The organism is Pseudomonas sp. LF-5, assembly GCF_037626295.1.
GTDB classification, from domain to species: domain Bacteria; phylum Pseudomonadota; class Gammaproteobacteria; order Pseudomonadales; family Pseudomonadaceae; genus Aquipseudomonas; species Aquipseudomonas monsensis.
Genome location: NZ_JARKMT010000017.1, coordinates 28916 through 52795, shown reverse-complemented (window position 1 = coordinate 52795; position 23880 = coordinate 28916). Strand labels below are relative to the sequence as shown.

Sequence of the window (23880 nt, the reverse complement as noted above, 5' to 3'; positions counted from 1 at the left end):
TATCAGCCATTTTTTGATGCACCGGTACAACTGGATTCGACCGCACCAATTTAATGGTGGGCTGCCACCGGCTCAGGCCGAGAAAAAACTTAACGTCGTGTCCGGGATTAGTTGACCACTACAGTCCCGACCATATTATTCAATGACTTAGGCCAATGTTCACAGCATTGGCCTTTTTCATGTGCGTGAGATTTGCGTGACTCCTCGATTTTTCACGCCTGTTTCCTCTTCAAGATCGTCAGTAGCCGTATGCCTCGCCGGCGCGAATGAAGCGCGGCCGGATTGGCCCGACCCGAGCCGCGCTTCGATTTGCCCATGAGGTATTGCTCCATGCCGCGCGTGGCGGCAGAAGGTGGTTATAGATTGCGAAGTTCTTTACGCTGTTCTGGCGACTGAGCGCGATAGCCGAAGTAGAAGCGGCGCTTTCCGGTGTAGCCGCACTCACTGCATCCCGACGATGGGCCGCAACCGCACCAACCTCGTCATATGCGCGCTCGCCGAGCATTTCGATGATGTCGCCGGCATCGACGTAGACGGCGATCTTCACCGGACACTTTTCACCCTTCCACACGATGTCGCCAACGGCCAAATTGTCGTTCTCGTTAAGCAGTTCGTTCAGGCTGTCGCAGTTGAACATCTCGTCATTGGCTGACCAGGTGTCTTCATGGAAATTACTTTCTTCAGACATGACTTCGTCCTTGCCGCGATAGCGGCTGAATTTGAATGGGGAGGGAGTAGCGCGATTTAGGAACGGCTTACTCTGGCCGATACCTGTCTACGCCAAGTTAAAAGTTCATTGATTGGAGAAAGCGTTTTGAATTCGCAAAACGGAACTATGAAGTTTTTGAGGCGCTATCAGCTTTTGTTACTGCTGTTGATGTCGACGGCCTCGCTTATAAACGCATTTGCTCGATTCGCAGGAGACTGGAAGAGTTTTTGGACAGTGCTTATTTTGCAGGTGTTCTTCGGTCAGGCAGTGTTTGCATACATTCGGGGGACGACGATCCACGTTGCACCTGGCGGACGTCTCTCCAAAGACGCGGATCCCCTTGGGCGTGCAGGCGTTGCGGCGTTGTCACTGGTTATCTATTTTTTAGCCTTCTGTTACGAAACGCCAAAGCCAGAACCATCAATCTACGAAAAAAGAGCCTCTGACTGGACGATGCCTACACGTGAGGAGATTGGCAGAGCTTCCGATCAGAAATGATTGATGCAGCCACCTGCTGCTGTTCCTGCCGCAGCGCTTCCTGAACTGCCTCGACATATCAGGGTGATGGAGGCGGCAAGGCAGTTCGTACCGCCCCATGTCGTCTTTGCAGTAGTCGCAACCACGGTGTTTGCGGAGAAGGGCGGAGGCTTCGGCCCGGCACGCTGCGCGCAGCGTGAACCATCGACGCCCGCCACCACGGAGCAGGGGAATCACGGGGATCGAGTCGAGAAGTCAACACGATATTCGTTAACGCAAAGGAGGGTTGGCGTGAGGGCGCTAATCAGACTTCGGGCCCCATGAATGTAAGGACCCGAAGTTTATTACAGTGTTAGATTTTTTGGATGTGAGTGATGTGAGGCTTACCGGTGATAGGCGCGTAAATCTCTACGATCGACTGCCAGCTGTCTTGTGAGCCTGGGAGCGTAGCTTTTGTCTGGTAACGGTAGTTGGTGCCATTTACGACCTGAGTAGAAACTTCTTCAGGCGTGTAGCTAACACCTACGAAGCCCTCCAAAGCTGCTTTGAAGATCTCCTGATCCTTTGGTGTCAGTTTGTGATAAGGGGTCCATCCACCTACAAGATGTTCTTGAGCTGTCATGAATTAAATCTCCCTATTTAAAATTCCTACTCATTTGGCTTTTCGGAGTACGCCCCGTTTATTCGATGGTTTCCGGAATCCATTCCTAAAGTTTTCCACGAGCCTTATATCTGTGAGACGAGGCCCAGGAAAACACCGTTACGAGCTACTGCCGGTGCGAGAGAGTGTAGATCGACGCCAAGAAGGATCAAGTTCGAGGCGAACAAAAAATCCCCGCATTTGGCCGGGCTATTTTTTGCCTGAGAAGGCTGCAGATCACGTCAAGCTGCGAGATCCAGCAACGTTAGGGTTTAGGCGCTTTCTTGGTGTCCTGGGAATCACTCGAAGTCGCTGCATCTTTCTCTGTTTCATGGTTCTCCGCCCCTGAGTTGGAGCCAGATGACTCCTCTCCCTTCTTGTCCGCCTTGTCCGTATTGGATTCAGAGCCACCTTGGTTGATACCGGGAATACCGGAAGGCGGGGCGGCTGATCCAGCACTTTTGTCTGCGGAGAAGGCCAGTAGCGGGCAAGTAGAAAGCAGACCTGCCAAGCCGAGCGCTACGATTGTCTTGTTCATGATGATGCTCCCAGCACGAGGAATGTACTGGTTTGATGGGGGATCTCTGGTGAAGGTGCAGCGTGGCTGACGAGTGGCATTAAAGAGCGGTGTGGGGGGGCATGGTTCGAACACACAGTCTTCATGCTGCAACGCTGAGTGTGAAAAGCGGCGGCGCCGCACTTGCGTGCTGTACGGTTACTGATACCTTGTTCGCCATCTTATCGGGCTGACCTGCTTTTATCCTCGTGTGGTAACTGCGGTCGCTGTGTCTTCAGGTTGGAATTTGTAAGGGATTTTTTATTCATCATGACGATGGCCGACCACGAACGCGTGCTTGATTTTTGGCACAGCGTTGAGTTTTTCAATGCCTATGACTTGGACAAGGTCCTCGAAAAATCCAGGGCTTCACGCAGCGTCGAACGGGTCAGTGAACGGTCCCTGACAGACGGCGTGTGGGAGCAGTACCTTGATCGTCGTCGCGTTCTCTACCTGCTGCCGTTCGATGTATCCCATGCCACGCGGCTGATAGAGGAATACGTCGACGGCCCTCTGACCAGTGAAATAAATCGTGTACGGGACGGCGAAATGGCGCCGGTCGGTCTGACGTGTTACACCAGGCTGACGCTTGATCCGAACGGTAAACCCGACTTCGAAGGCCTCAGTGTTTCTGCGCTGCCCTGGGCTCTTGGCCGGTTGTGCAAGCAGGATATCGGTGCCCTGTGTGCAGTGAGTTTTGACGACAGTGTGCGAACGCTCAAACGTACGCTTGCCGATGACTGGTCGCGTCATAAAGGAGAGCTGCCGGGAGCGCAATGGGTGACGGAAGTTGCCCAGCGCGTGGTTGAATGGGCTGACTTCACCTCGCCAGAGGCGGAGCTGGCTTATCTGGATATCTGGCCGCTACCCAAGCCTGGCGATACGCCAACCGAAACCTCAACATCGGAGGCAGACGCTGACAGTACGCCGGAAGTGGCGTCAGTTGATGATTTGGCGATCCTCAACAGCTTCTATGTGCATGATCTTGCTCAGGCAAAACATTTGCTGAAAAGTGATCAGCCGCCACGGGCCTTGCAGGCTTATCTGTCGATGGTCGACCAGCAGAAAACTGATCTGGATACCGCGATTGGCCAGCAGACGATTCAAGCGACACTGCACCCGAAAAAAGGCATCACCGGCCGCTGGCCAGCGCAAAGCAGGCACATCCAATCGTTGATGCAGCAGTTTGCGCTGAACAGCATGCGCGAAATGGCCACGGGCGCAGTACTGGCAGTCAATGGACCACCGGGCACCGGCAAGACGACATTGCTACGGGACCTGATCGCACATCTGGTGGTCGAGCGGGCGGATGCCTTGGCTCGATTGGAGAAGGCTGAAGATGGTGTCAGTAAAACGTGCGTGAATGCGGTGTTCGGCAATAAGAGTTTTTCGATTCCGCTCTTGTCTGAAGCGTTGACCGGTTTTGAAATGGTGGTCGCGTCCACGAACAATGGTGCGGTGGAGAACCTGTCCCTGGAGTTGCCGCAACTCAAAGGCGTCGATGGTGCCAAGCTTGCCGACTGGGGTTACTTCAAGGAAGTGGCGACCCGCTATGCGGGTACTCGAAACAGTAAACCGTGGGTCACGCCCGAACCTGTCTGGGGTTTGGTGTCGGCGGCACTGGGCAAGAAAAGCAATCGTCGACGATTCCGCGATATTTTTGTCAACCGTGCCGCCACGCCAGCGGACAAGCCCGGCGAGCAGTTTCTGAATAAGGATAAGGTTGACTTTGCCAGTTGGGATGACGTCGGTGCGATGACCTATTGGCGCTATCGTTCCGGTAAAGGCCGAGCGGATTTCAAAAGTGCCAAGGCAAGCTACCTCAAGGCGCGCGAGGTACACGATAAGCAGCGTGATCGTTTGCTGGTGCTTGCCGAATTGTATGAGCGGTTGCAAAAGGCGTTTCCTGCCATCAAGGCGACGTGGCCGTCGGCACCGGACCTGTGCCCGCAGAATCTGACTGTACTGATTGAAGGGGTTGCGCGTCAGATCGAACGCCTGAAAAGTCAGCAGCAGGCGATCGAGCGAAAGCTGGGGCCGTCGTTCTTTCGCTGGCTGGCACAGTGGTTTCGCAAAGGGCTCTATAAACAATGGTTGGACGCCTGCACGAAACTTGATTCAGTACGGGAGTTCGAGCGTGAGTTGCTGGACCTGCCCCGATTGATCGCGGAGTGTGACGTTCATCTGTGGGACGGCACACCGCTGGACAGCAAGGCCAACCAGACTCATGCGTTCTGGCAGGGCAGCCGGTTCAACGAAGCCCGCAGCGATTTGTTTGTTGCGGCGATGACGTTGCACGAAGCATTTTTTCTGGAAGTGGCGAGCCCTAGCCTGATTTTCGCGCTGACCGCCATGCTCGAGCGCCAGCCTTTGACGCCTGCTCGCCGTGCCCTGTGGCAATGGTTCTTCATGCTGACACCCGTGGTGTCGAGCACGTTCGCCTCGATTCGCGCACAGTTTGCCGGACTGGGTGCGGAAGACCTCGGGTGGTTGATCATTGATGAAGCCGGTCAGGCTCCGCCACAAGCCGCCGTGGGAGCAATCATGCGGGCCAGGCACGTGGTGGTGGTCGGCGACCCGTTGCAGATTGAACCGGTTGTGACGCAGTCCACCCGGCTGCTGGAGCAATTGGGGACATTCTGGCTCGGCGATTCGCGCTCACGCTACGCCATTGACAGTCATTCGGTACAAACCTTTGCTGATCGGGGCTACGGGCAGGGCGTCACGCACCCGCTGGATCCCGAGAAGTACATTGGCATTCCACTGGTCATGCATCGCCGGTGTGACAATCCCATGTTCGAGATCTCCAACCGCATTGCCTACGCCAAGCGTATGCAACATGCCAAGGACTCGACCATTACCGCCCACCCGATACTGGGGGTCAGTGCCTGGTGGAATGTAAGCGGCGAATCGCAGGACGGCACCAAGTACATCCAGGCTCAGGGGCAACGGTTGCTGGCTGAGTTGATCAGACTCTACTTGTCCGTTACCAGTGAACGCGCAACCGAACTGCCGCCGGTGTTCATTATCACCCCGTTCCGCGAGGTCAAGGCCGGCCTGGTCAGTCTGCTGCAGGATAAGCAGGTATGGAGGGCGGCATTGCCGGCGGATGTGCAGGTCCCGACCAATCTCGTTTCGTGGGTCAGTACCTGTATTGGCACGGTGCACACGTTCCAGGGCAAGGAAGCCGATATCGTGTTCTTTGTGCTGGGCTGCGATTCCCGTCGTTTGGGGGCGATTGACTGGGCTGCTTCAAGTCCGAACTTGCTGAACGTCGCTGTGACGCGGGCCAAAAAACACCTGTACATCGTGGGGGATCAGGCACTTTGGGGCGATCGCCCCTATTTTGACGTCGCCCGTCAGCTGCTGGCCAGTGCTAAGGCCAGCGTACAGACGCGGGAAGCGCAGCTGTCCTGAGGCTTTTGCAGACGCGCAGTTTCGAGGATCTCTTCCAGGGATCCTTGGGCTGCGGAGCGACAGTCGTCAGCGAGGCGGCAATTTGCTGGCCCCCGAGTTGCTCGGCTCTCGTCAAACTCGCCTTTTTTCAAAAGGTTAGGTTGGCTATATGCGGACGATTGTCATAACCGTTGCAACGCTTTCCCTGGCTGTCCTCGCCTCGGGAGTCCAGGCGAAGGAATTAAGCAAGAGTCACCGTTTCGCCTGCACCTGGGGTTCTGAAATTGCCGCAGGAGCGCAGCAGTCCAAGTTGTCAGGTATTTCGTTGTATGGCGCGCGCAAGCAACTGCAGGTGCGCAAATTCCAGCAGCCGTGGATGCGCATGACCGCGATGGGGATTACCGAACAGACGTACAACAGCACTTCGAAGCTCAAGCCTGCGGCGGTCAAACAGACCTATTACGAACAATGCGTGCGGCATGAATTGGCGCAGCGCTAAACCCGAAAGCCCAACCTGAACCGGTTGGGCTTTTTTATGCCTGAAGGACCGTGGGCGTTATTTTTCGCTTTCGCAATTGACCATCCACGGCACACCAAAGCGATCGACCAACATGCCAAAGCGCACAGCCCAGAAGGTGGCTTCCAGCGGCATGTCGACGCGACCATCGCTGGCCAGTGCGTTGAACACGCGTTCGGCCTCGGCAATGCTGTCGACGTTCAGCGAGATCGAGCAACCACTCATGCCCTGGGTCGGGCGATCGGGTGTGGTGTCGGAGGCCATGATCATCTGGTCGCCAACCTTCAGGCACGTATGGATGATCAGGTGGTGGTGTTCTTTGGGGACATGCTCGGCGGCAGGGGTTTCGCCGAAGGTCATCATTGCCTCGAGTTTTCCTTGCAAGGCTTGTTCGTAGAACGTGAAGGCGGCGCGGCAGTCGCCGTTGAAGATCAGGTACGGGTTGATTCTCATGATGGGCTCCCGAATAGGCAGTAGGGCGAAGCGCGGCCGGGTGTGCCGAAGCTTGCGCCATGGAGTGACTCCATCCAGCAAAGCCCTGGAGCGCTGAATTGCCAGCCGATGCTGCAATTTTTTTGATTCAAGCGACTGATGGCAGGTCAGGAGTCGCGGGAGCCTTTCACCAGCGCCGGGCCTGCCACACGCGGTAAAGGCCGGGACTGCATCAGCGCATTGATGGCCTTGCGATAATTTTGCCCACCCAACGCCATGCTGTTGTTATGCGTGGCTCCCGGTACCAGCAACAGCCGTTTCGGTTGTTGCGCGGCGTTGAAGAGTTGCTCACTGAAGCGCGACGGCACGAACGCGTCGGCCAGGCCATGCACTACCAGCAGCGGCATATGAATGTCGGCGATCTTGTCGATGGAGTCGAACTTCTGCGACAGCAGCCAGCGCACGGGCAATGAGGTGTTGGCCACGGCGGCTGCGACATCTGCCAGCGAGGTGAAGGTGGATTCGATCACCAGTCCGCGCACTGGCAGGGGCTTTTGATGACGCGCGGCGTCCTGGCCAAGTTCGGCCGCCAGGTCGATGGCCACGGCGCCACCCAGGGAGTGGCCGTAGATCAGGCGTTTCTCCGGATCCGGTTGCAACAGTTTGAAGCGTTCCCACGCCACGCGTGCATCTTCGTAAACGCTGGTTTCCGATGGGAGGTCGCCCTTGCTCTGGCCGAAGCCACGGTAGTCGATGGCCAGCACCGAATAGCCTGCTGCGCGCAATTGCTCGATGCGAAACAGCTGGCCCGTCAGGTTCCAGCGTACGCCGTGCAAATAGAGAATGGCCGGCGCATTGGCTTTTTCCGCCGGCCACCACCAGGCATGGATGTTCTGCCCGGCCTTGAAGCGCTTGGGTTGCAGGTCCAGCTCCTGCACGCTATCGGGTAACCCGTGATACCAGCCAGCGGTGCCCGGTTCTATGCGAAACAGCAGTTTGCGCTCGGTATGTTCCAGTACGGCACAACTCGTCGGCACGCCGATAACCAACGCGGCCATGCGGGCGAACGCCAAACGGCGGCGACGCAGACGAGTCATGAACGAGAGCCACATTAAACGTTTCACCCGGGTGCAGACAAAGAACGCTTTTTACCAGATGCCTCGGCCCGTGCGGGATATTTTTCGACCACTGTCCACGGGCAACGATTACAAAATGCTGCGACGGCTCAGGTCACCCGCAGGACGATTTTGCCGATATGGTCGCCGGCTTCCATGTGTGCATGGGCCTGAGCCGCTTCGCTCAGCCAATAGACCTTGTCGATGATTGGCAAGCAGCGCCCGGCAGACAACGCCGGCCATACGTGTTCGCGCAGTTGCGCGGCAATCGCGGCTTTTTCCGCCGTGGTCCGCGGGCGCAACAGCGAGCCGGTCACCACCGCGCGTTTGCCGAGGATCGCCAGTAGATCGACGTCATTGGCCCGGGCGCCGCCGAGGAAACCGAGCATCACCAAATGGCCGTCCATCGCCAGCGCGCTGACATTATCGTTGAGGTACGAGCCGCCCATGATATCCAGAATGACATTCACCCCCTGACCTGCGGTTTTCTCGGCAATGACCGTGGCGAAATGCTCTTCGCGGTAGTTGATCGGCTGGCCGCCGAGCTCGCGGATCGCTGCGCATTTATCAGGGCTGCCAGCGGTGGCGAAGGCTTCGATGCCGAATTCGCGGCACAGCATCAATGCGGTGGTGCCGATGCCGCTGGTGCCCCCGTGAATCAGCGCGCGTTGCCCACGGCTGGCGCCGCCGAGGCCAAACAGGTTGGCCCACACAGTAAAGAAGGTTTCCGGGATCGCGGCGGCCTGGATCCAGTCGAGTCCGTCGGGGATGGGCAGCGTCTGGCCGGCCGCAACCGTGCAGTATTCGGCGTAACCGCCACCATTGGTCAGCGCACAGACTCGGTCACCCACGGCGAACGCGGTCACGCCGACTCCGAGTGCGACCACTTCACCGGCCACTTCCAGGCCGGGGATCGGGTTCATGCCCGGTCGCATCGGATATTTGCCGGCACGCTGCAGGGCATCCGGACGATTGATGCCGGCGGCATGCACGCGGATCAGCACCTCGCCCTCGGCGGCCACCGGCAACGGTACACGTTTGGGTTGCAGAACGTCGGGACCACCGGGTTCGGTGATTTCGATGCGCGTCATTTCATTGGGTAAAGACATGGTGAGACCTCTTCGCAAAGGGTGTGTAGATGGGAGGCGCCAGGGCAGCAAAGATTCCCGTCAGTCGCAGCAGGCGTGTGCCAGCGGGTGTGTGCGGCGCCCGATATGGGTCGCGAACTCCAGCAATATCGCGACGACAATCGCGCCGCCAGCGATCAGGAACAGCAATGCGTGATGACCACCGGTGGCATTGAACAGCGCCGAATAGGCAAAACCGGCCAGCGCCTGAAAGGTGGCAAACGAGACCGTGGCGCGACTCCAGGCGACCTGCTGGCGGTGATGTTCCGGCACCAGTTCATGCACCCGCGCCAGCGCCAGTGGCACGATGCCTGGCGGGAATGAGCCGATGATCACCGCCAACAACGCCAACCCCAGGAAGGACTGGGCAACGGCCAGCAATCCAAGGGCAATCGCTTGCACCACCAGCACCGCTCGAATACTCGCGCGCGCGCCAAACCGGTCGGCGAGAAAGCCGTAACTCACCGGCCCGACAATCGCGCCCAGGCCATACATCACCCACACCAGCGCACCGACATGCGCTCCGGCGCCGAGCCCACGCGCCACGTAATCAACCAGAAAGACCATCGCCGGAACCAGGCCTGCGGCCATGAATGCATATTGCGCGAACAAGACGTAAACGGCGGGAGGTGTCGACTGAGGCTCGACAACGGCGTGTGAAGCAGCCGCGTGCACAGGATTGTCAGGCCAGCCGAACCAGCTCAGCGCCGTCAGCATCAGCGCCAACGCACCCAGCCCCAGCCAGGTGTCCTGCAAACCCAGGCTCAACAGCGGCGGTACAAGGGTGCCGGAGCCGGCAATGCCCAGCCCGATACCGAGAAAGATCGCGCCGCTGGCCAGTCCCTTGCGTGACGCCGGCACATGCGGCAACACCGTGGCGGCGACCAGCACCATGATCGCGCCCCCGGCAATGCCCGACAGCAGCCGCCAGCCAAAGAACCAGCTCACGGACAGCGGAAACGCACAGGCAAAAAACGCCGCAGTCACGGCCAGCATCATAAACCGCAGCGCGGATGTGTTGCCCACATGCCGCGCCAGCGGCCGGCCGAGCAGGGCGCCCACCAGGTAGCCGACCAGATTGGCTGCGCCGAGGTACACCACGTCGTTGGCGGAAAACCAGCGAGCCTGAATCAGCTCGGGTATCAGCGGTGTGTAAGCAAAGCGTGCCAGGCCAATGCCGACGAGGCTGGCACAGAGTCCGGCGAAGATCGGCAGCCAGAAACCGGTGGGTGATGATGTACGCATGATAGCGATTCCAAGGAAGGTGTATGGCGCTCAGCATATCGGCTATCGTTGCTGCGTTAACGCAGCGATTTGGCGGCGCAATGATGCAAATATGCATCGCAAGGAGACAGCTATGAATTGGGATGACGCACGGGTGTTTCTGGCTGTTTGCCGCGAATCGACGTTGCGCGGCGCCGCACGCGTCCTGGGCGTGGATCAGGCAACAGTGGGGCGGCGCATCACCGCCCTGGAGAAGTCCCTGAGCGCGACATTGTTCCTGCGCACCCCGGACGGTTATGCCTTGACGGCAGTCGGTGAGGCGGCACTCAAAAGTGTGGAAAAAATGGAGCATTCGGCGCTTGAACTGGAGCGCCGGATCCAGGGCCTGGACGATCGTCTGACCGGCAACGTGCGCGTCAGCACCACGGATTCGCTGGCCATCGACTTCCTTATTCCCGCCATTGCCCGATTGCACGAACGGCATCCGGATGTGCGCGTGCAACTGGATGCCTCGACGCAGATTCTCAGCCTGGCCAAGCGCGAAGCCGATATCGCAGTGCGCAACACGCGGCCTGACAACCCCGACCTGATTGCCCGACGAATCGCTCGATGGCCGGTGGGCCTGTTCGCTTCACAGGCGTATATCGACGCCAACGGGGTTCCTCGGCAGGGCTCGGCGTTCGAGGGACATGATCTGGTGGTTTACCATCCGTATCTGCAAGGCAACAAGGACATGACGCTGGTCTCCGAGCCGCTGCATCGCGGGCGCATCGTTGCCAGCCTGAGTTCCAGCCTGCTGGTGCGCCGATCAATTGCCGCCGGCCTGGGGGTAGGCGAAATGCCCGTCTACATGGGCGAGCGCGACGGTCTTGTCAGGTTATGGCCGGAGCGCACGCGACCACTGCCGTATGAAGTCTGGCTGGTGACCCATGCGGATTTGCGCCACACCGCGCGGGTGCGGGCGGTGATCGAGCAGATTGTCGATGTGTTTGCGTTGGAGAATGAGTAGCTGCAGTGGCGGTATTGCCCCGGCTACATCACCTGACGAAACGGCCTACGCTCGAGTCAGAATGTGCCGGCTTGTAGGCTGTGGGAAGGAGTTCTATTGTTTCCGCAGTTCGGTGAGAGACGTCGGGCTCGCACTGAGGCAATGGGCCAGGGAAGGTCTCGGTAACCCCAAAAAGGTGTCGAATTGAAAGCCAGGGAATTCAGTCAATATCCAGTCAGTGATCCATCCAGCAAAGGTCAGAACGCTCAAGCCATGAATGCCGTAAGCCGTGACGAGTTCAACGCCAGGATCGAGACCATCGAAACAAGGATGGATGCTCGGGTCGAGGGGATACGGGCAGACTTTCGAGAGTTTCTGGCGGTTCAGGCCGAACGGGACAAGAGGCGTGATCAGGTACAAGCCGAGCGAGACAACACGCGTGATCAGGTACAGGCTGAGCGAGACCACACGCAAACCGAGCGAGAAAAAACACAAACCGAGCGAGACAAGCGTTACGACATGATTTCGCAGGAGATGCGAGAAATTGCCAAGAGGGTTGAGGACGCTGCCAGGCAGGGATCGACCGTCAAGGCCAATGTCTGGGCGGCCACCGCGGTCCAGTTACTTGGGATCGTCGCCATCGTCGTCGGCGGCTATTACGCGAATCAGGCCAATATGTATGTCGCGATGCAAACAACGCTGGCCGCCGTTCAAGCGGGCAGGGACATCAGCGTACCGACACCCTCGGCATTTCCCTCACTGACGCCGCCATAAAAACGGCCTCCATCGGGAGGCCGTTTTTTTGGGCATCAAAGCACCGCGTCATGGCATTTGCGGCAGCTCCTGCGGCCGTAAGTCAAACACCAGCACTTCGGCATCCACGCCGTTGCTCAAGGTCAACGCCTGCTCTTCGCGAATCCGCACGCCGTCACCTTCCTGCAACTGCAGGCCGTTGAGCTCAACGCTGCCGCGCGCCACATGTGCGTAAGCGTAGCGATTGGCCGGCAATTGCAGAGTGGCGCTTTCCTTGCCATCGAACAGCCCGGCGAAGACTCGTGCATCCTGACGCACTTTCAACGAGCCATCACTGCCGTCCGGCGAAATGATCAATTGCAGGCGACCGCGTTTTTTCTGTGCAGCGAAGTGCTCCTGCTGATAGCGCGGTTTGGCGCCAGCCACGTCCGGCACGATCCAGATCTGCAAGAAATGCACGGGCTTGGTGGCTGAATGGTTGTACTCGCTGTGGGCAACGCCGTTACCCGCGCTCATCAATTGCACATCGCCGGGGCGGATCACGGAACCGGTGCCCAAGGTATCTTTGTGTTCCAGCGCACCCTCAAGCACGTAGGAAAAAATTTCCATGTCGCGATGCGGGTGCTGACCAAAACCTTTGCCGGCAGCGACGCGGTCATCATTGATCACCAGCAGGTCAGAGAACCCCTGTTCACGCGGGTTGCGGTAGCTGGCGAAGGAAAAGGTGTGGAACGACTTCAACCAGCCATGATTGGCGAGGCCACGATCGGAGGCTTTGCGAAGGGTCAGCATGATGAAATCTCCTGTCAGGACGTGAATTCGTCCGAGTGAGAAGAAGGTTAATGGTTATTCTGTTGATCAATAAGTAGCTGAAAATTGTAAGACTGTCCTTTTCAAGTTGACAGTTTTTGTGATGCGGGCGCCATATTCTTTTCCAACGGTTGTCATGTATTTGGCCATAATGCACAGCCTGACCCAGGCATTTATTTCTCTTCGATTCTTGTGATGTCATCCCCATGAAAACCGTGGCAATGGTGCTGTTCCCCGACTTTCTTCTGCTCGACATGGCCGGGCCGCTGGAAGTGTTTTCAGTGGCCAACCGTTATCTGCAACCACAATCCCACTACCAGTTGACCACCCTTGGGACCGAGCACGGGCCGTTACGCGCGTCCAATGGCGTGCTGGTGCACGCTGACCGAACTATCGCGGATGCCGCCCAACACTATGACTTGCTGCTGGTACCCGGCGGGCCGGGCGCTTACAACCAGAGGTTTCCGGCTTTGTTTGCCTGGCTACCGGGAGCGGTGCAGCGCGCCGAACGCTACGGCTCCATCTGTACCGGCGCGTTTGTGCTGGGACATGCCGGATTGCTTGACGGCTATCGCGTGACCACTCACTGGAACTACGTCGAGCGTCTGGTCAAAGGTTTCCCCAAGGCTGACGTGACGACCGATCAGATCTACGTCGAAGACCGCAATCTGATTACCTCGGGCGGCGTTACGGCGGGGATTGACCTGGCCCTGGCCGTGGTCGCCCGGGATCATGGCAAGAAGCTCGCCCAGGACGTGGCCAAGGTCTTGCTGGTGGTGATGAAACGTCAGGGCGGCCAGGCCCAGTTCAGTCCATTGATGGCGGCGGTCGCTCCGCATGAAACGCCGATCACCCGCGTGCAGAATTACGTACTTGAACACATTGATGAAGCCTTCACGGTCGAGCGCATGGCAGGGCTGGCCAACATGAGCGCGAGGCATTTCGCCCGGTTGTTTGCCCGCGACGTCAACATGACACCGATGGAGTTTCTGCAAAGTGCGCGCATTGATTGTGCACGCAACTTGCTGGAAACCAGCGAACTGCCACTGAAAACCGTAGCTTACAAAAGCGGTTTTGGCAGTGTGCGGCACATGCGGTTTCTGTTCGCCGAAAGGCTCGGGCTGACCCCGGCGCAGTACCGCGAACAGTTCAGCTAGAGCCGTTCTGTCCGTCTAGGGCACCCCGATGTCCGTGTTGCGCCCCGTATCGTGCTTGTGCCGTCACGTGACGCTGCCAAGATAACTGGCATGGACAATCACAACGATTCGAACTCGGCGTCGGTGCTGCGTTTCGGCCCGTATGCGTTTCATTTGCGGCAACGTCTGATCCTTGAAGGTGATCGGCAGTTGCGCATGGGCGGGCGCGCCATGGACATTTTGCAGGTGCTGCTCGAGCGCGCCGGGCGCGTGGTCAAAAAAGAACAGTTGATTGCCATGGTCTGGCCGACTTCGGTCGTCGAAGAGATCAATCTGCGCGTGCACATCGCTGCCCTGAGACGGGCGCTGGGTGATGGTCAGAACGGCCAGCGCTACATCGTCAACGTGCCGCAATGCGGTTACAGCTTTATTGCCCCGGTGCTTTACGACAGTGTCACGCAAGTGGTCTTCGAAACCCTGCACGCGCCCCAGCACAATCTTCCCGCACGGCTGACCCCGGTCACCGGGCGTGATTCGCTGGTCGGCGGTCTGGTACGACAGCTGCCCCTGTGTCGGCTGCTGACGGTGACCGGCGCACCGGGGATCGGCAAATCCACCGTAGCGCTGCGTGTCGCCGAACTGCTGCTGCAACATTATCGCGATGGCGTGTGGCAGGTTGACCTGGCCTTGGTCGACACTGATACGGCGCTGCTTGCCTATCTGTTGCAGACCCTCGATTGCGACTTTTCCACGCTCTGTCGTCGCCATGCGCTGCTGTTGCTGGATAACTGCGACCACGTGCGCGAAGCCTGTGCCGGGCTGGTGGAAAACCTGCAGAACGCCGCGCCGCAACTGTCCATTCTCGTGACCAGTCGCGAACCCTTGCAAGTCGTTCTGGAAACCGTCCAGCACATCCCGCCGCTGGCCATTCCCAAGCGTGCGGCAGGCGAAACGGCGGACCAGTTCATGGGGTACTCGGCGGTGCAATTACTCGTCAGTCGGGCGCGGGTTCGCCAGCATGATTTCCGGTTGCGCGAGCAGGATTTGAAAACCGTGCGCGAGATATGTCTCCAGCTCGACGGCTTGCCGTTGGCCATCGAGTTGGCCGCGGCGCAGATCGACGCGCTGGCGCTGGTGGGCTTGCAGGCGCAAGTCGATAACGGGCTGCAACTGCTCAGCCTCGGCAGACGCACGGCGGTGGCGCGCCACCAGTCGATGGCGGCCGCGCTCGACTGGAGCTACCAACGCTTGAGCGAGCAGGAGCAACGGGTGCTGCAGCAGTTATCGGTGTTCAAGATCGCATTCACCCTGGAGGCCGCGCTGGCGGTAATCATGCGCCCGGCGTTGAGCAGCTCCATGCTGATCACCGTTATCGAAGGCTTGGTCCGCAAGTCGCTGCTGATGGTGGAGCGGAGCAACGGTGCGCTGCTTTATCGAATGCTCAACACCACGCGGCGATACGCCCGTGAGCAGCTTGAAGGCAGTGGTGAAAGGCTCGACGTCGAGCGGCGACACACGCGGTACATCAGGCGTATGCGCAAAGAATCAAGCGCACAACTGGCCGCGCAACTCGTTGAGTAGCAGGCGGACCTTGCGCAAGTCCGGCGTCGCATAGCCTTCCGTGAAGCGTTGGTAGACCGGATTCAGCAGATCCAGCGCGTCGTGGCAGCGGTTCTGGCGCTGCCATAACTGCGCCAGCGAGGTGGCGCTGCGCAATTCCCAGGCCAGGGCGCCTTGGGCCCGGGCGACGGACAGGGCCTGGTGCAGGATTTTTTCTGCTTCGGCGGTATTGTCGGTGTTTGCCTGTACGCCTGCGCGAGCAGGCTCGCCAGGGTGATCGACCGGACAGCACTGCTCGTCAAGCAACCGCTGCGCCCGTACCCGCAAGATCTCCGCCGTGCTCCACCCGGCATCACCGCTGCGGGCCCGTTCCAGCAGCGCGTCGTCAACGAACCGGCCGTCCAGCGTCACCATGATTTCCTTGATCAAGCCGCTGTCATCCGCCGGCAGTGGCGTCGCGCTGTCCGGTTCGATCACCTGCGCGTAGTGCCGTGCCCAGGTATGAAACAACAGCACCGAATGTTTCTGTGACTGTTCAAGCAACATCTGCAACAGCGCCTGCGCGTTCTGCCGGTCGCCGTTGTAATGGGCGATCAGGCAACTGGCCAGCGCCAGGGTGTAGCAAATCGAAGTGCCGTGATCGATTTGTACGGCGATGTTCAGGGCCTGCCGCGCCGTGTGCCAGGCCTGCACGGGGAAGCCCTGCATCCACAGGACCCGCGCGAGCACTGTCAGCGAGGCGACGCTTTGATCGTATTGCACACCAAAACCGTGGGTAAACCGATTGAGGTGACCGCTTTGCGTCATGCTCTGGATCACCTGTTCGGCATGGATGCGTGCTTGCGGCTGATCGCCGGCGTAATGCAACGCCAGCACACGCAATCGGTGCGCACTCAGTGACAACAGAGGGTCACCGTGCGGGCCCAGACGGTCGAACTGTTCGCTTTGCGCCAGAGCCGCCCGGTACTGCCCGCAACTGAGGTTGACTGCCATGTGCCCGGATACGGCGCGCAGTTGTCCGGCGACATCGCCGTGTTGCTGCGCCAGTGCGTGGGCGCTGGCAAAGGCCTCGATGGTTTCCGGGGTGCCGCCCCAGGTGTGATAACAGGCGCTGCCGAGCGCCAGTTTCAGGGCGATCTGCAGGCGCGGGCAGGGCTTGTCGGCCTGTTCCAGCAACGCCAGGGCCTGACGCACGTAGCCGCCGTACTCCTTGAGCAACGACAATTCCTGCCATATCGGTGCGGAGATCGCCGCCAGTTCAATTGCCAGAAGCGCCGGGCCGGCTCCATTCAGGCTCCAGTCCAGCGCCGCGCGCAAATCTTCCAGACCCCGGGCATAGCGTTCGATCCACACCAGCGTCGGGGTGTGTTCCCACGCGCTCTGCGCTTGTTGCATCAACACCAGACACCGTTCGGCGTGACGCTGGCGGGTTTCGTCGAGTTCTGCGACGTGATCGAGTTTTTCCAGGGCATAGCGCCGGGTCGTATCGAGCAAGCGGTAGAACACCTCTTCATCGCCGACTTCGACATTGAGCAGTGATTTGGCCACCAGTTGCGTAATCGAGCCAAATACCTCACCGGGCAAAATGTGTTGACCGCCAATCACCGCCGCAGCGGATTCCAGGGTGAAGCCGCCGCGAAATACGCTCAACCGGCGCAGGCAGGTCTGCTCGCACTGGCTGAGCAGATTGAAACTCCAGTCCAGGGTGGCACGGAGCGTTACATGGCGTTCCGGATGACCCGGCAGCAGAGGCGGTAACCGCCCCTGTAGCTGACTCAGCAAACCCCTCAGGTCCGTGCCGTCGATTTGCGCGGCGGCCAGCTCCAGTGCCAGTGGAATGCCATCAAGCCGCTGGCAGATTTCGATGGCCTGCGTCAGGTTGGCATCATTGAGTTCAAAGTGTTCATGGGCAGCCATGGCGCGCTCGGCGAACAATTGCAGCGCGGCAAAAGCCAGCGCTTGCGCATGGTCCGTCACGGCCGACAGCGGCGGACAATCGAGGGTTTCCAGGCGCTGCACATATTCGCCCTCGGCCCGCAGGCTCTCGCGGCTGGTGGCCAGGATGTGCACCTGCGGTGCGCCGCGCAAAAGGCTTTCGCTGAGCTGGGCCACGGCGTCGATCAAGTGTTCGCAGTTATCGATCACCAGCAACATCTGCCGTTCGCGCAAGCCATTGATCAGGCTGGTCAGCGGATCGTTGTCGTGCAGCAGGATGTCGAGCAGGGCGGCGAGGTGCGAATAGATCATGCGCGGGTCGCTCAACGGCGCCAGATCGAGCAAGCGGATACCGTCGCGATAGCGCCCGATCAACTGCTCGGCCACCCGCAGGGCCACAGTGGTCTTGCCGATCCCGCCGGGGCCGACGAGGGTGATGCAACGCTGGCGCGGCAACTGCTTCATCAGGCTGTCGACCAGCGTCTGGCGGCCGATCATGCGTGTGCGCCGTAGCGGCAAGTTGTGGCGGCCGACGGCGTCGCCGGCAGGGCGTTGCCGAATGGGTTCGAGCAGGATCGGCGCGACAAAACTGTAGCCGCGGTGCGCCACGGTGACGATATAGCGCTGCCCGTTCTGGCCGTCACCGAGTGCCTTGCGCAAGGCCGCCATGTGCACGCGCAGATTGATCTCTTCGACAACGTTGTCCGGCCAGACGCCGGCCATCAATTGTTGCTTGCTGACCACCTCGCCGGCCTGGGCCAGCAGGATCAGCAGAATATCCATCGCCCGCCGCCCCAGCCGCAATGGCTGGTCGCCCTCGAGCACCAGCCGTTGTTCTGGATAAATCCGATAGGGGCCGAAACCGAAGGCCTGATTCGGGGAACGATTCAACAGCTGACTCCTGCGGGGTTGCGGCGGACGGTCGGGACAGCAGCGCACAGGCTTCTATTCCGGGGTGTCCGGGCATAATCCTCAGGTTTGAGCGATCGCGCAACGGTGGGTGTTGCAACGCTCAAAATCGACCGGGTTTTGTTCGGCCGTTTTGCACGTCCCGCATCACCTGACAGCGCCATGCAAACGGATTGATCCCTTCGCTGCGGGTGAACATGTGACAGAAGTGTGCCTGGTCGCAGAAGCCGCATTCCAGGCTGATTTGCGTCAGGCTCAGATCGGTGTGCTGGATCAGCAGCTTGGCCCGGGCCAGGCGCTGGCTACGGATCCAGTCTTGTGGCGAAAACCCCGTGCTGCATTTGAAGGCGCGGGAGAAGTGGCTGCGCGACAGCGCACAAGCACGGGCCAGTTCGGCGACTTCCAGGCTTTCGCCCAGACGTTCGAGAATCAGTTGTTTGACGTGTCGTTCACGTTGCGGGCTGAGTCCGCCAATCCCGCTTTTGCGCGATTGACTGGCAGGGGCGAGGGCGACGGTAGGTTGCGAGTGAGCCATGGCCAGTGTCCGTGTCGGTGGGGAAGGCACGACGGCGTTCCCTCAAGTCAAAAAACAACGCTGCGCAGAGGCATTCATTGTTGGGCCGAGCCTTGGGGCTGACGAGTTAATCGTTGTTAATTTGCTGAACAACTTCGGGCTCAAACCACCGTTGATCGCGTAAAGTGCGCTGCACTTGCGTCTGATTGGCCATAGAAGGAAAGCGCCCATGAACCGTAATGATCTGCGCCGCGTCGACATGAACCTGTTGGTGATTTTCGAAGCGTTGATGTTCGAAAAGAACCTGACCCGCGTCGCCGAAAAACTGTTCATGGGCCAGCCCGCCGTGAGCGCGGCGCTGGGCCGCTTGCGCGATCTGTTCGATGATCCGTTGCTGTTGCGCAACGGCCGCGCGATGGAGCCGACCGCCCGCGCACTGGCGATTCTCAAGGAGTTGCAACCGGCGATGGACGTGATCTCCGGCGCGGTCAGCCGGGCCAAGGAGTTCGACCCGGCGAGCAGTTGCGACGTGTTTCGCATCGGCCTGTCGGACGACGCCGAGTTCGGTCTGTTTCCGCCCTTGCTGCGCCAGTTGCAGGAAGATGCACCGGGTATCGTCGTGGTGGTGCGCCGTGCCAATTACCTGTTGATGCCGGCGTTATTGGCCTCCGGGGAAATTTCCGTTGGCGTCAGTTACACCACCGATCTGCCGGCCAACGCCAAACGCAAAAAGCTGCGCGACATTCCCTGCAAGGTGCTGCGTGGCGATAACCGGCCCGGGCCACTGACGCTGGACGAATACTGCGAGCGGCCGCATGCGATGGTGTCGTTTTCCGGCGACCTGAGCGGCAATATCGATCTGGATCTGGCCAAACTCGGCCGCACCCGCCGGGTGGTCCTTGGTGTGCCGCAATTCAGCGGCTTGCGGGCGTTGCTCGCCGGCACCGAAATGATCGCCACCGTGCCGGATTACGCGGCGTGCGCGTTGGTTGAGGGCTGTGCCTTGCGCGCTGAAGACCCACCGTTCCCGATTGATGCCGCGCAATTGTCGATGGCCTGGAGCGGGGTGCATGACAACGATCCGGCAGAGCGTTGGTTGCGCTCGCGGATCAGCCAGTTCATGGCCGCGCCGTTGAATATTCCAGCGATTTAAATCCCCGCGCAGATCTCACTGCCACACAGCCCTCTGTGGGAGTGAGCCTGCCCCGCGAAGGCGTCAGGTCAGTCGATATTTCTGTTGAATGACACTCCGCTATCGCTGGCAAGCCAGCGCCCACAGAGTTCTTCGGCGTTGTCGGCAACCAGGTTGATCGCAGAAGAGAGCACACCTATCCAATTTCCCCCCGACCATCATTGGCATGATTCCAGCCAATGACATTTCAAGGGTCGGGTCATGAACGTTTCACAACGCGATGAACGGGCGCAGGACGTCGGTTTGCTGTTTCTGCGGGTCAGTGGCGGGTTGTTTCTGCTGTGGGTGCACGGTTTGCCCAAGCTGCTGGACTTCACGGCACAACTGCAACTGATCGAAGACCCGTTCCACCTCGGCGCCCACCTCACCCTGATGCTGGCGATCTTCGCCGAAGTGCTCTGTCCGCTACTGATCGTCGCCGGGGTGCTGGCGCGTTTGGCCTGCTTGCCTATTCTGTTTGTGCTACTGGTGGCGCTGTTGCTCGTGCACCCGCAATGGAGTGTGGCCGAGGGGCAGTTCGGCTGGTTGCTGTTGATCCTGTTTGCCACTGTGTTTATCGCCGGGCCGGGACGGCTGGCGCTCAATGTTCGCTTGCCCGGAGTACTGCGTTATGCCTGAAGTCCTTAGTCAAAAAGCACCGGGGGCAGACGAAACGGTCACCTTGATCATCAAGCATCAGGTCAAGGCCGGTTTCGAGTCGGCCTATGAAGCCTGGCTGCGCAATATCGTGCGCGTGGCGGGGCAGCGTGAAGGCCATCTGGGCGTGGACGTGGTGCGTGGCAAGCGCGGCCGTCTCGACTTCTACACCTGCGTGCTGCGTTTCAGATCCACCGAAGCGATGCAAGGGTGGCTGGAGTCGCCGCAGCGTCAGGCACTGGTGGCCGAAGCCGCGCCGATGCTCGCCGATGGCGACCAGACCGAAGTCGCGCCGATCAACGAATTCTGGTTCGCGCCACTGGCCGACGCCGCCTCGCCACCGCCGCGCTGGAAGCAGGCAGTGATCACGCTGCTGGTGATTCTGCCGCACACCTTGCTGGTGCCGCTGATCTGGGGGCCGTTGCTGGCGCTGCATCCCATTCTTTCCAACTACGTGGTCGCCACGTTCCTGATCACCCTGACCATCGTGCTGTCGGTGGTGTACGTATTCATGCCTCGCGTCACGCGATTGTTTGCGCCTTGGCTCGAAGCGAGTCAGGCCCATGAGCACCTTGATTCTCAAAAACCTCAGGCGCGCTGAAACGCCGAGGTTTCGCTCCCTTTCACTTTGTCTGAGGAACTGCGATGAACGCCGATCTGATTCTGTTCAATGGCCAATTTCATACCGTAGACCGTACCAAACCACTGGCCAGCGCCGTGGCGATCAAGGACGGCCGTTTTGTTGTCGTCGGCAACGACGCCCAGGCCATGGCCCTGCGCGGTTCGGCCACGCAAGTGATCGACATGCACGGCCGCTGCGTCATTCCCGGCCTCAATGACTCGCACCTGCACCTGATCCGTGGCGGTCTGAACTACAACCTCGAACTGCGCTGGGAAGGCGTGCCGTCGCTGGCCGATGCACTGCGCATGCTCAAGGAACAGGCCGACCGCACGCCGACCCCGCAATGGGTGCGTGTGGTCGGTGGCTGGAACGAGTTCCAGTTCGCCGAAAAACGCATGCCGACCCTCGAAGAACTCAATCAGGCGGCGCCGGACACCCCGGTGTTCGTGCTGCACCTGTACGACCGCGCGCTGCTTAACCGTGCCGCACTGCGGGTGGCCGGTTACACCCGTGACACGCCGAACCCGCCAGGTGGCGAGATCGTCCGGGATGCCAACGGCAACCCGACCGGCATGCTGGTCGCACGGCCGAACGCGATGATCCTGTACTCGACGCTGGCCAAGGGGCCGAAGCTGCCGCTGGAGTATCAGGTCAACTCGACCCGTCAGTTCATGCGCGAACTCAATCGCCTTGGTCTGACCAGCGCGATTGATGCCGGCGGAGGTTTCCAGAACTATCCGGACGACTATCAGGTGATCGAGCAACTGGCCAAGGAGGACCAGTTGACCGTACGCATCGCCTACAACCTGTTTACCCAGAAACCCAAAGAAGAACTGAGCGATTTCCAGAACTGGACCGGCAGCGTCACCCTGCATCAGGGTGATGATTACCTGCGTCACAACGGTGCCGGTGAAATGCTGGTGTTCTCGGCGGCGGACTTCGAGGACTTCCTCGAACCGCGCCCGGATTTGCCGCAGACCATGGAACAGGAACTGGAGCCGGTGGTGCGCCACCTGGTCGAACAGCGCTGGCCGTTCCGTCTGCACGCCACTTACAACGAATCGATCAGCCGCATGCTCGACGTGTTCGAGAAGGTCAATCGCGACATTCCGTTCAACGGTCTGCCGTGGTTCTTCGACCACGCCGAAACCATCACCCCGCAAAACATCGAGCGGGTGAGGGCGCTGGGCGGCGGCATTGCGATTCAGGATCGCATGGCGTTCCAGGGCGAATACTTCGTCGATCGTTACGGTAAACAGGCAGCCGAGGCCACGCCGCCGATCAAGCGCATGCTCGCCGAAGGCGTGCCGGTGGGCGCTGGCACCGATGCCACGCGGGTGTCCAGCTACAACCCGTGGACCTCGCTGTACTGGATGGTCAGCGGTCGTACCGTCGGTGGTCTGGCGCTGTACGAAGAAGGTTTGCCACGCACCACCGCGCTGGAACTGTTCACCCACGGCAGCGCCTGGTTCTCGTCCGAGCAAGGCAAGAAGGGCCAGATCAAGGTCGGGCAACTGGCGGATCTCGCGGTACTGAGCGCGGATTTCTTCCACGTCGAAGAAGAGGCGATCAAGTGGATCGAGTCGGTACTGACCGTGGTCGGCGGCAAGATCGTCTATGCCGCCGGTGACTTCGAAGACCTCGGCCCACGCTCGATTCCGGTTCTGCCGGACTGGTCGCCAGTGGTGAAAGTCCCGGGCCACTGGCGGCCGAATTCGCCGCTGCAGGCGCAAGTGCATCAGTGCGTTGGCGCCTGTGCGGTGCACTCGCACAGCCATGAAAAGGCGCGGCTGTCGAACGCGCCGGTCAGCGACTTTGCCGGTTTCTGGGGCGCCTTCGGCTGTTCCTGTTTCGCCTTTTGATCCCGACAACAAAAGCGCCGGCCACGCGGTACGGCGCTTTACGCAATATCCACCCACCCAGGAGTTTTCCCATGAGCGTTCCTTACACACGTCTGAACAAAGATGATGCGGTTGTGCTGTTGGTCGATCACCAGACCGGTCTGATCTCGCTGGTGCAGGATTTCTCGCCGAACGAATTCAAGAACAACGTCTTGGCGCTGGGCGATATCGCCAAGTTCTTCAAGCTGCCGACCATCCTCACCACCAGTTTCGATGCCGGTCCGAACGGCCCGCTCGTACCGGAATTGCGCGAGCAGTTCCCGGACGCGCCGTTCATTCAGCGTCCTGGCCAGATCAATGCCTGGGACAACGAAGATTTCGTCAAGGCGATCAAGGCCACCGGCCGCAAGCAACTGATCATCGCCGGTGTAGTGACTGACGTCTGCGTAGCGTTCCCGACCCTGTCGGCCATCGCTGAAGGTTATGAAGTGTTCGTGGTCACCGACTCGTCCGGCACCTTCAACACCACCGTACAACAAGCGGCCTGGGCGCGGATGTCGGCCGCCGGTGCCCACCTGCTGAACTGGTTCTCGGTGGCGTGCGAGCTGCAGGGCGACTGGCGCAACGACATGGAAGGCCTGGCGCATCTGCTGTCGGAACGCCTGCCGAACTACCGCAACCTGATCAACAGCTACACCAAGTTCACTGCCAAGTAAAAGCCCCTGGCCCTCTCCCAAAGGGAGAGGGCCGTGTTCGAGCTACGCCGACCTGCAATACCGAGCCGAACTCCG

General features: G+C 59.7%; 22 protein-coding genes. 12 read left to right on the top strand and 10 right to left on the bottom strand.

From position 1 onward, the window contains the following. Positions 1 to 238 precede the first annotated feature (238 nt). The gene (locus PseuLF5_RS27860) at positions 239 to 688 is read right to left on the bottom strand and encodes a hypothetical protein (RefSeq protein WP_340135098.1); all 450 of its coding nucleotides are present in this window, start codon (positions 686 to 688) and stop codon (positions 239 to 241) included. 126 nt (positions 689 to 814) lie between these two features. On the opposite strand from PseuLF5_RS27860, the gene PseuLF5_RS27855 reads away from it, so the two are divergent. After that, positions 815 to 1207 (top strand): hypothetical protein, encoded by a 393-nt coding sequence (locus PseuLF5_RS27855; RefSeq protein WP_340135097.1) that lies wholly within the window; start codon positions 815 to 817, stop codon positions 1205 to 1207. Between the two features lie 331 nt (positions 1208 to 1538). Here PseuLF5_RS27855 and PseuLF5_RS27850 read toward each other — a convergent pair whose 3' ends face one another. Then, positions 1539 to 1808: a hypothetical protein gene (locus PseuLF5_RS27850; RefSeq protein ID WP_340135096.1), complete on the bottom strand. Its 270-nt coding sequence runs from the start codon at positions 1806 to 1808 to the stop codon at positions 1539 to 1541. A 283-nt stretch (positions 1809 to 2091) separates the two neighbouring features. Next, positions 2092 to 2364 (bottom strand): hypothetical protein, encoded by a 273-nt coding sequence (locus tag PseuLF5_RS27845; RefSeq protein WP_222833264.1) that lies wholly within the window; start codon positions 2362 to 2364, stop codon positions 2092 to 2094. Positions 2365 to 2652: 288 nt separating this feature from the next. Between PseuLF5_RS27845 and PseuLF5_RS27840 the strand changes: the two genes are divergently transcribed. Then, on the top strand, positions 2653 to 5799 hold the full coding sequence (locus PseuLF5_RS27840; protein WP_340135095.1) for a DEAD/DEAH box helicase: 3147 nt from the start codon (positions 2653 to 2655) through the stop codon (positions 5797 to 5799). A gap of 148 nt (positions 5800 to 5947) precedes the next feature. After that, complete coding sequence (locus PseuLF5_RS27835) at positions 5948 to 6277, top strand: hypothetical protein (protein ID WP_123463306.1); 330 nt, start codon at positions 5948 to 5950, stop codon at positions 6275 to 6277. Positions 6278 to 6334: 57 nt separating this feature from the next. Here the strand turns inward: PseuLF5_RS27835 and PseuLF5_RS27830 are convergent, their stop codons facing one another. The 4 genes from PseuLF5_RS27830 to PseuLF5_RS27815 all read right to left on the bottom strand — a co-directional run bounded on the left by PseuLF5_RS27830 (position 6335) and on the right by PseuLF5_RS27815 (position 10214). After that, entirely contained in the window at positions 6335 to 6748 is a 414-nt protein-coding gene (locus PseuLF5_RS27830; RefSeq protein ID WP_186747794.1) for a VOC family protein, read from the bottom strand. A 146-nt stretch (positions 6749 to 6894) separates the two neighbouring features. After that, entirely contained in the window at positions 6895 to 7839 is a 945-nt protein-coding gene (locus PseuLF5_RS27825) for an alpha/beta hydrolase (protein ID WP_340135094.1), read from the bottom strand. 113 nt (positions 7840 to 7952) lie between these two features. Beyond that, positions 7953 to 8951, bottom strand: coding sequence for an NAD(P)H-quinone oxidoreductase (locus PseuLF5_RS27820; protein WP_340135093.1), 999 nt, complete (start codon positions 8949 to 8951; stop codon positions 7953 to 7955). A 60-nt stretch (positions 8952 to 9011) separates the two neighbouring features. After that, positions 9012 to 10214: a YbfB/YjiJ family MFS transporter gene (locus PseuLF5_RS27815; RefSeq protein ID WP_340135092.1), complete on the bottom strand. Its 1203-nt coding sequence runs from the start codon at positions 10212 to 10214 to the stop codon at positions 9012 to 9014. A gap of 112 nt (positions 10215 to 10326) precedes the next feature. On the opposite strand from PseuLF5_RS27815, the gene PseuLF5_RS27810 reads away from it, so the two are divergent. Next, on the top strand, positions 10327 to 11202 hold the full coding sequence (locus PseuLF5_RS27810) for a LysR family transcriptional regulator (RefSeq protein ID WP_222833259.1): 876 nt from the start codon (positions 10327 to 10329) through the stop codon (positions 11200 to 11202). 183 nt (positions 11203 to 11385) lie between these two features. Then, positions 11386 to 11955: a hypothetical protein gene (locus tag PseuLF5_RS27805; protein WP_225931069.1), complete on the top strand. Its 570-nt coding sequence runs from the start codon at positions 11386 to 11388 to the stop codon at positions 11953 to 11955. A gap of 48 nt (positions 11956 to 12003) precedes the next feature. Here PseuLF5_RS27805 and PseuLF5_RS27800 read toward each other — a convergent pair whose 3' ends face one another. Then, a complete protein-coding gene (locus PseuLF5_RS27800; RefSeq protein WP_340135091.1) occupies positions 12004 to 12726 on the bottom strand; it encodes a pirin family protein in 723 nt (240 codons plus the stop codon). A 224-nt stretch (positions 12727 to 12950) separates the two neighbouring features. Here PseuLF5_RS27800 and PseuLF5_RS27795 point away from each other — a divergent pair, with 224 nt between their 5' ends. Continuing rightward, positions 12951 to 13901: a GlxA family transcriptional regulator gene (locus tag PseuLF5_RS27795; protein ID WP_123463291.1), complete on the top strand. Its 951-nt coding sequence runs from the start codon at positions 12951 to 12953 to the stop codon at positions 13899 to 13901. A 90-nt stretch (positions 13902 to 13991) separates the two neighbouring features. Beyond that, a complete protein-coding gene (locus PseuLF5_RS27790; RefSeq protein ID WP_340135090.1) occupies positions 13992 to 15461 on the top strand; it encodes an ATP-binding protein in 1470 nt (489 codons plus the stop codon). Here the strand turns inward: PseuLF5_RS27790 and PseuLF5_RS27785 are convergent. Then, a complete protein-coding gene (locus PseuLF5_RS27785) occupies positions 15426 to 18266 on the bottom strand; it encodes an ATP-binding protein (RefSeq protein WP_340135089.1) in 2841 nt (946 codons plus the stop codon). The genes PseuLF5_RS27790 and PseuLF5_RS27785 overlap by 36 nt on opposite strands. 121 nt (positions 18267 to 18387) lie before the next feature. Then, positions 18388 to 18819, bottom strand: a complete 432-nt coding sequence (locus tag PseuLF5_RS27780) for an AraC family transcriptional regulator (RefSeq protein ID WP_340135088.1) — start codon at positions 18817 to 18819, stop codon at positions 18388 to 18390. A gap of 208 nt (positions 18820 to 19027) precedes the next feature. Here PseuLF5_RS27780 and PseuLF5_RS27775 point away from each other — a divergent pair, with 208 nt between their 5' ends. The 5 genes from PseuLF5_RS27775 to ycaC all read left to right on the top strand — a co-directional run bounded on the left by PseuLF5_RS27775 (position 19028) and on the right by ycaC (position 23805). Further along, positions 19028 to 19951 carry a LysR family transcriptional regulator gene (locus PseuLF5_RS27775; protein ID WP_340135087.1) on the top strand — a complete coding sequence of 308 codons (924 nt, stop codon included), beginning with the start codon at positions 19028 to 19030 and terminating at the stop codon, positions 19949 to 19951. A 240-nt stretch (positions 19952 to 20191) separates the two neighbouring features. Further along, entirely contained in the window at positions 20192 to 20608 is a 417-nt protein-coding gene (locus PseuLF5_RS27770; RefSeq protein WP_123463282.1) for a DoxX family protein, read from the top strand. Next, positions 20601 to 21227 carry an antibiotic biosynthesis monooxygenase gene (locus tag PseuLF5_RS27765; RefSeq protein WP_123463280.1) on the top strand — a complete coding sequence of 209 codons (627 nt, stop codon included), beginning with the start codon at positions 20601 to 20603 and terminating at the stop codon, positions 21225 to 21227. The genes PseuLF5_RS27770 and PseuLF5_RS27765 overlap by 8 nt, the downstream gene beginning before the upstream one ends. A 44-nt stretch (positions 21228 to 21271) precedes the next feature. Further along, positions 21272 to 23110: an amidohydrolase gene (locus PseuLF5_RS27760; protein ID WP_340135086.1), complete on the top strand. Its 1839-nt coding sequence runs from the start codon at positions 21272 to 21274 to the stop codon at positions 23108 to 23110. A gap of 71 nt (positions 23111 to 23181) precedes the next feature. Next, positions 23182 to 23805 (top strand): isochorismate family cysteine hydrolase YcaC, encoded by a 624-nt coding sequence (gene ycaC, locus PseuLF5_RS27755; protein ID WP_123463276.1) that lies wholly within the window; start codon positions 23182 to 23184, stop codon positions 23803 to 23805. The last annotated feature ends 75 nt before the right edge of the window (positions 23806 to 23880 follow it).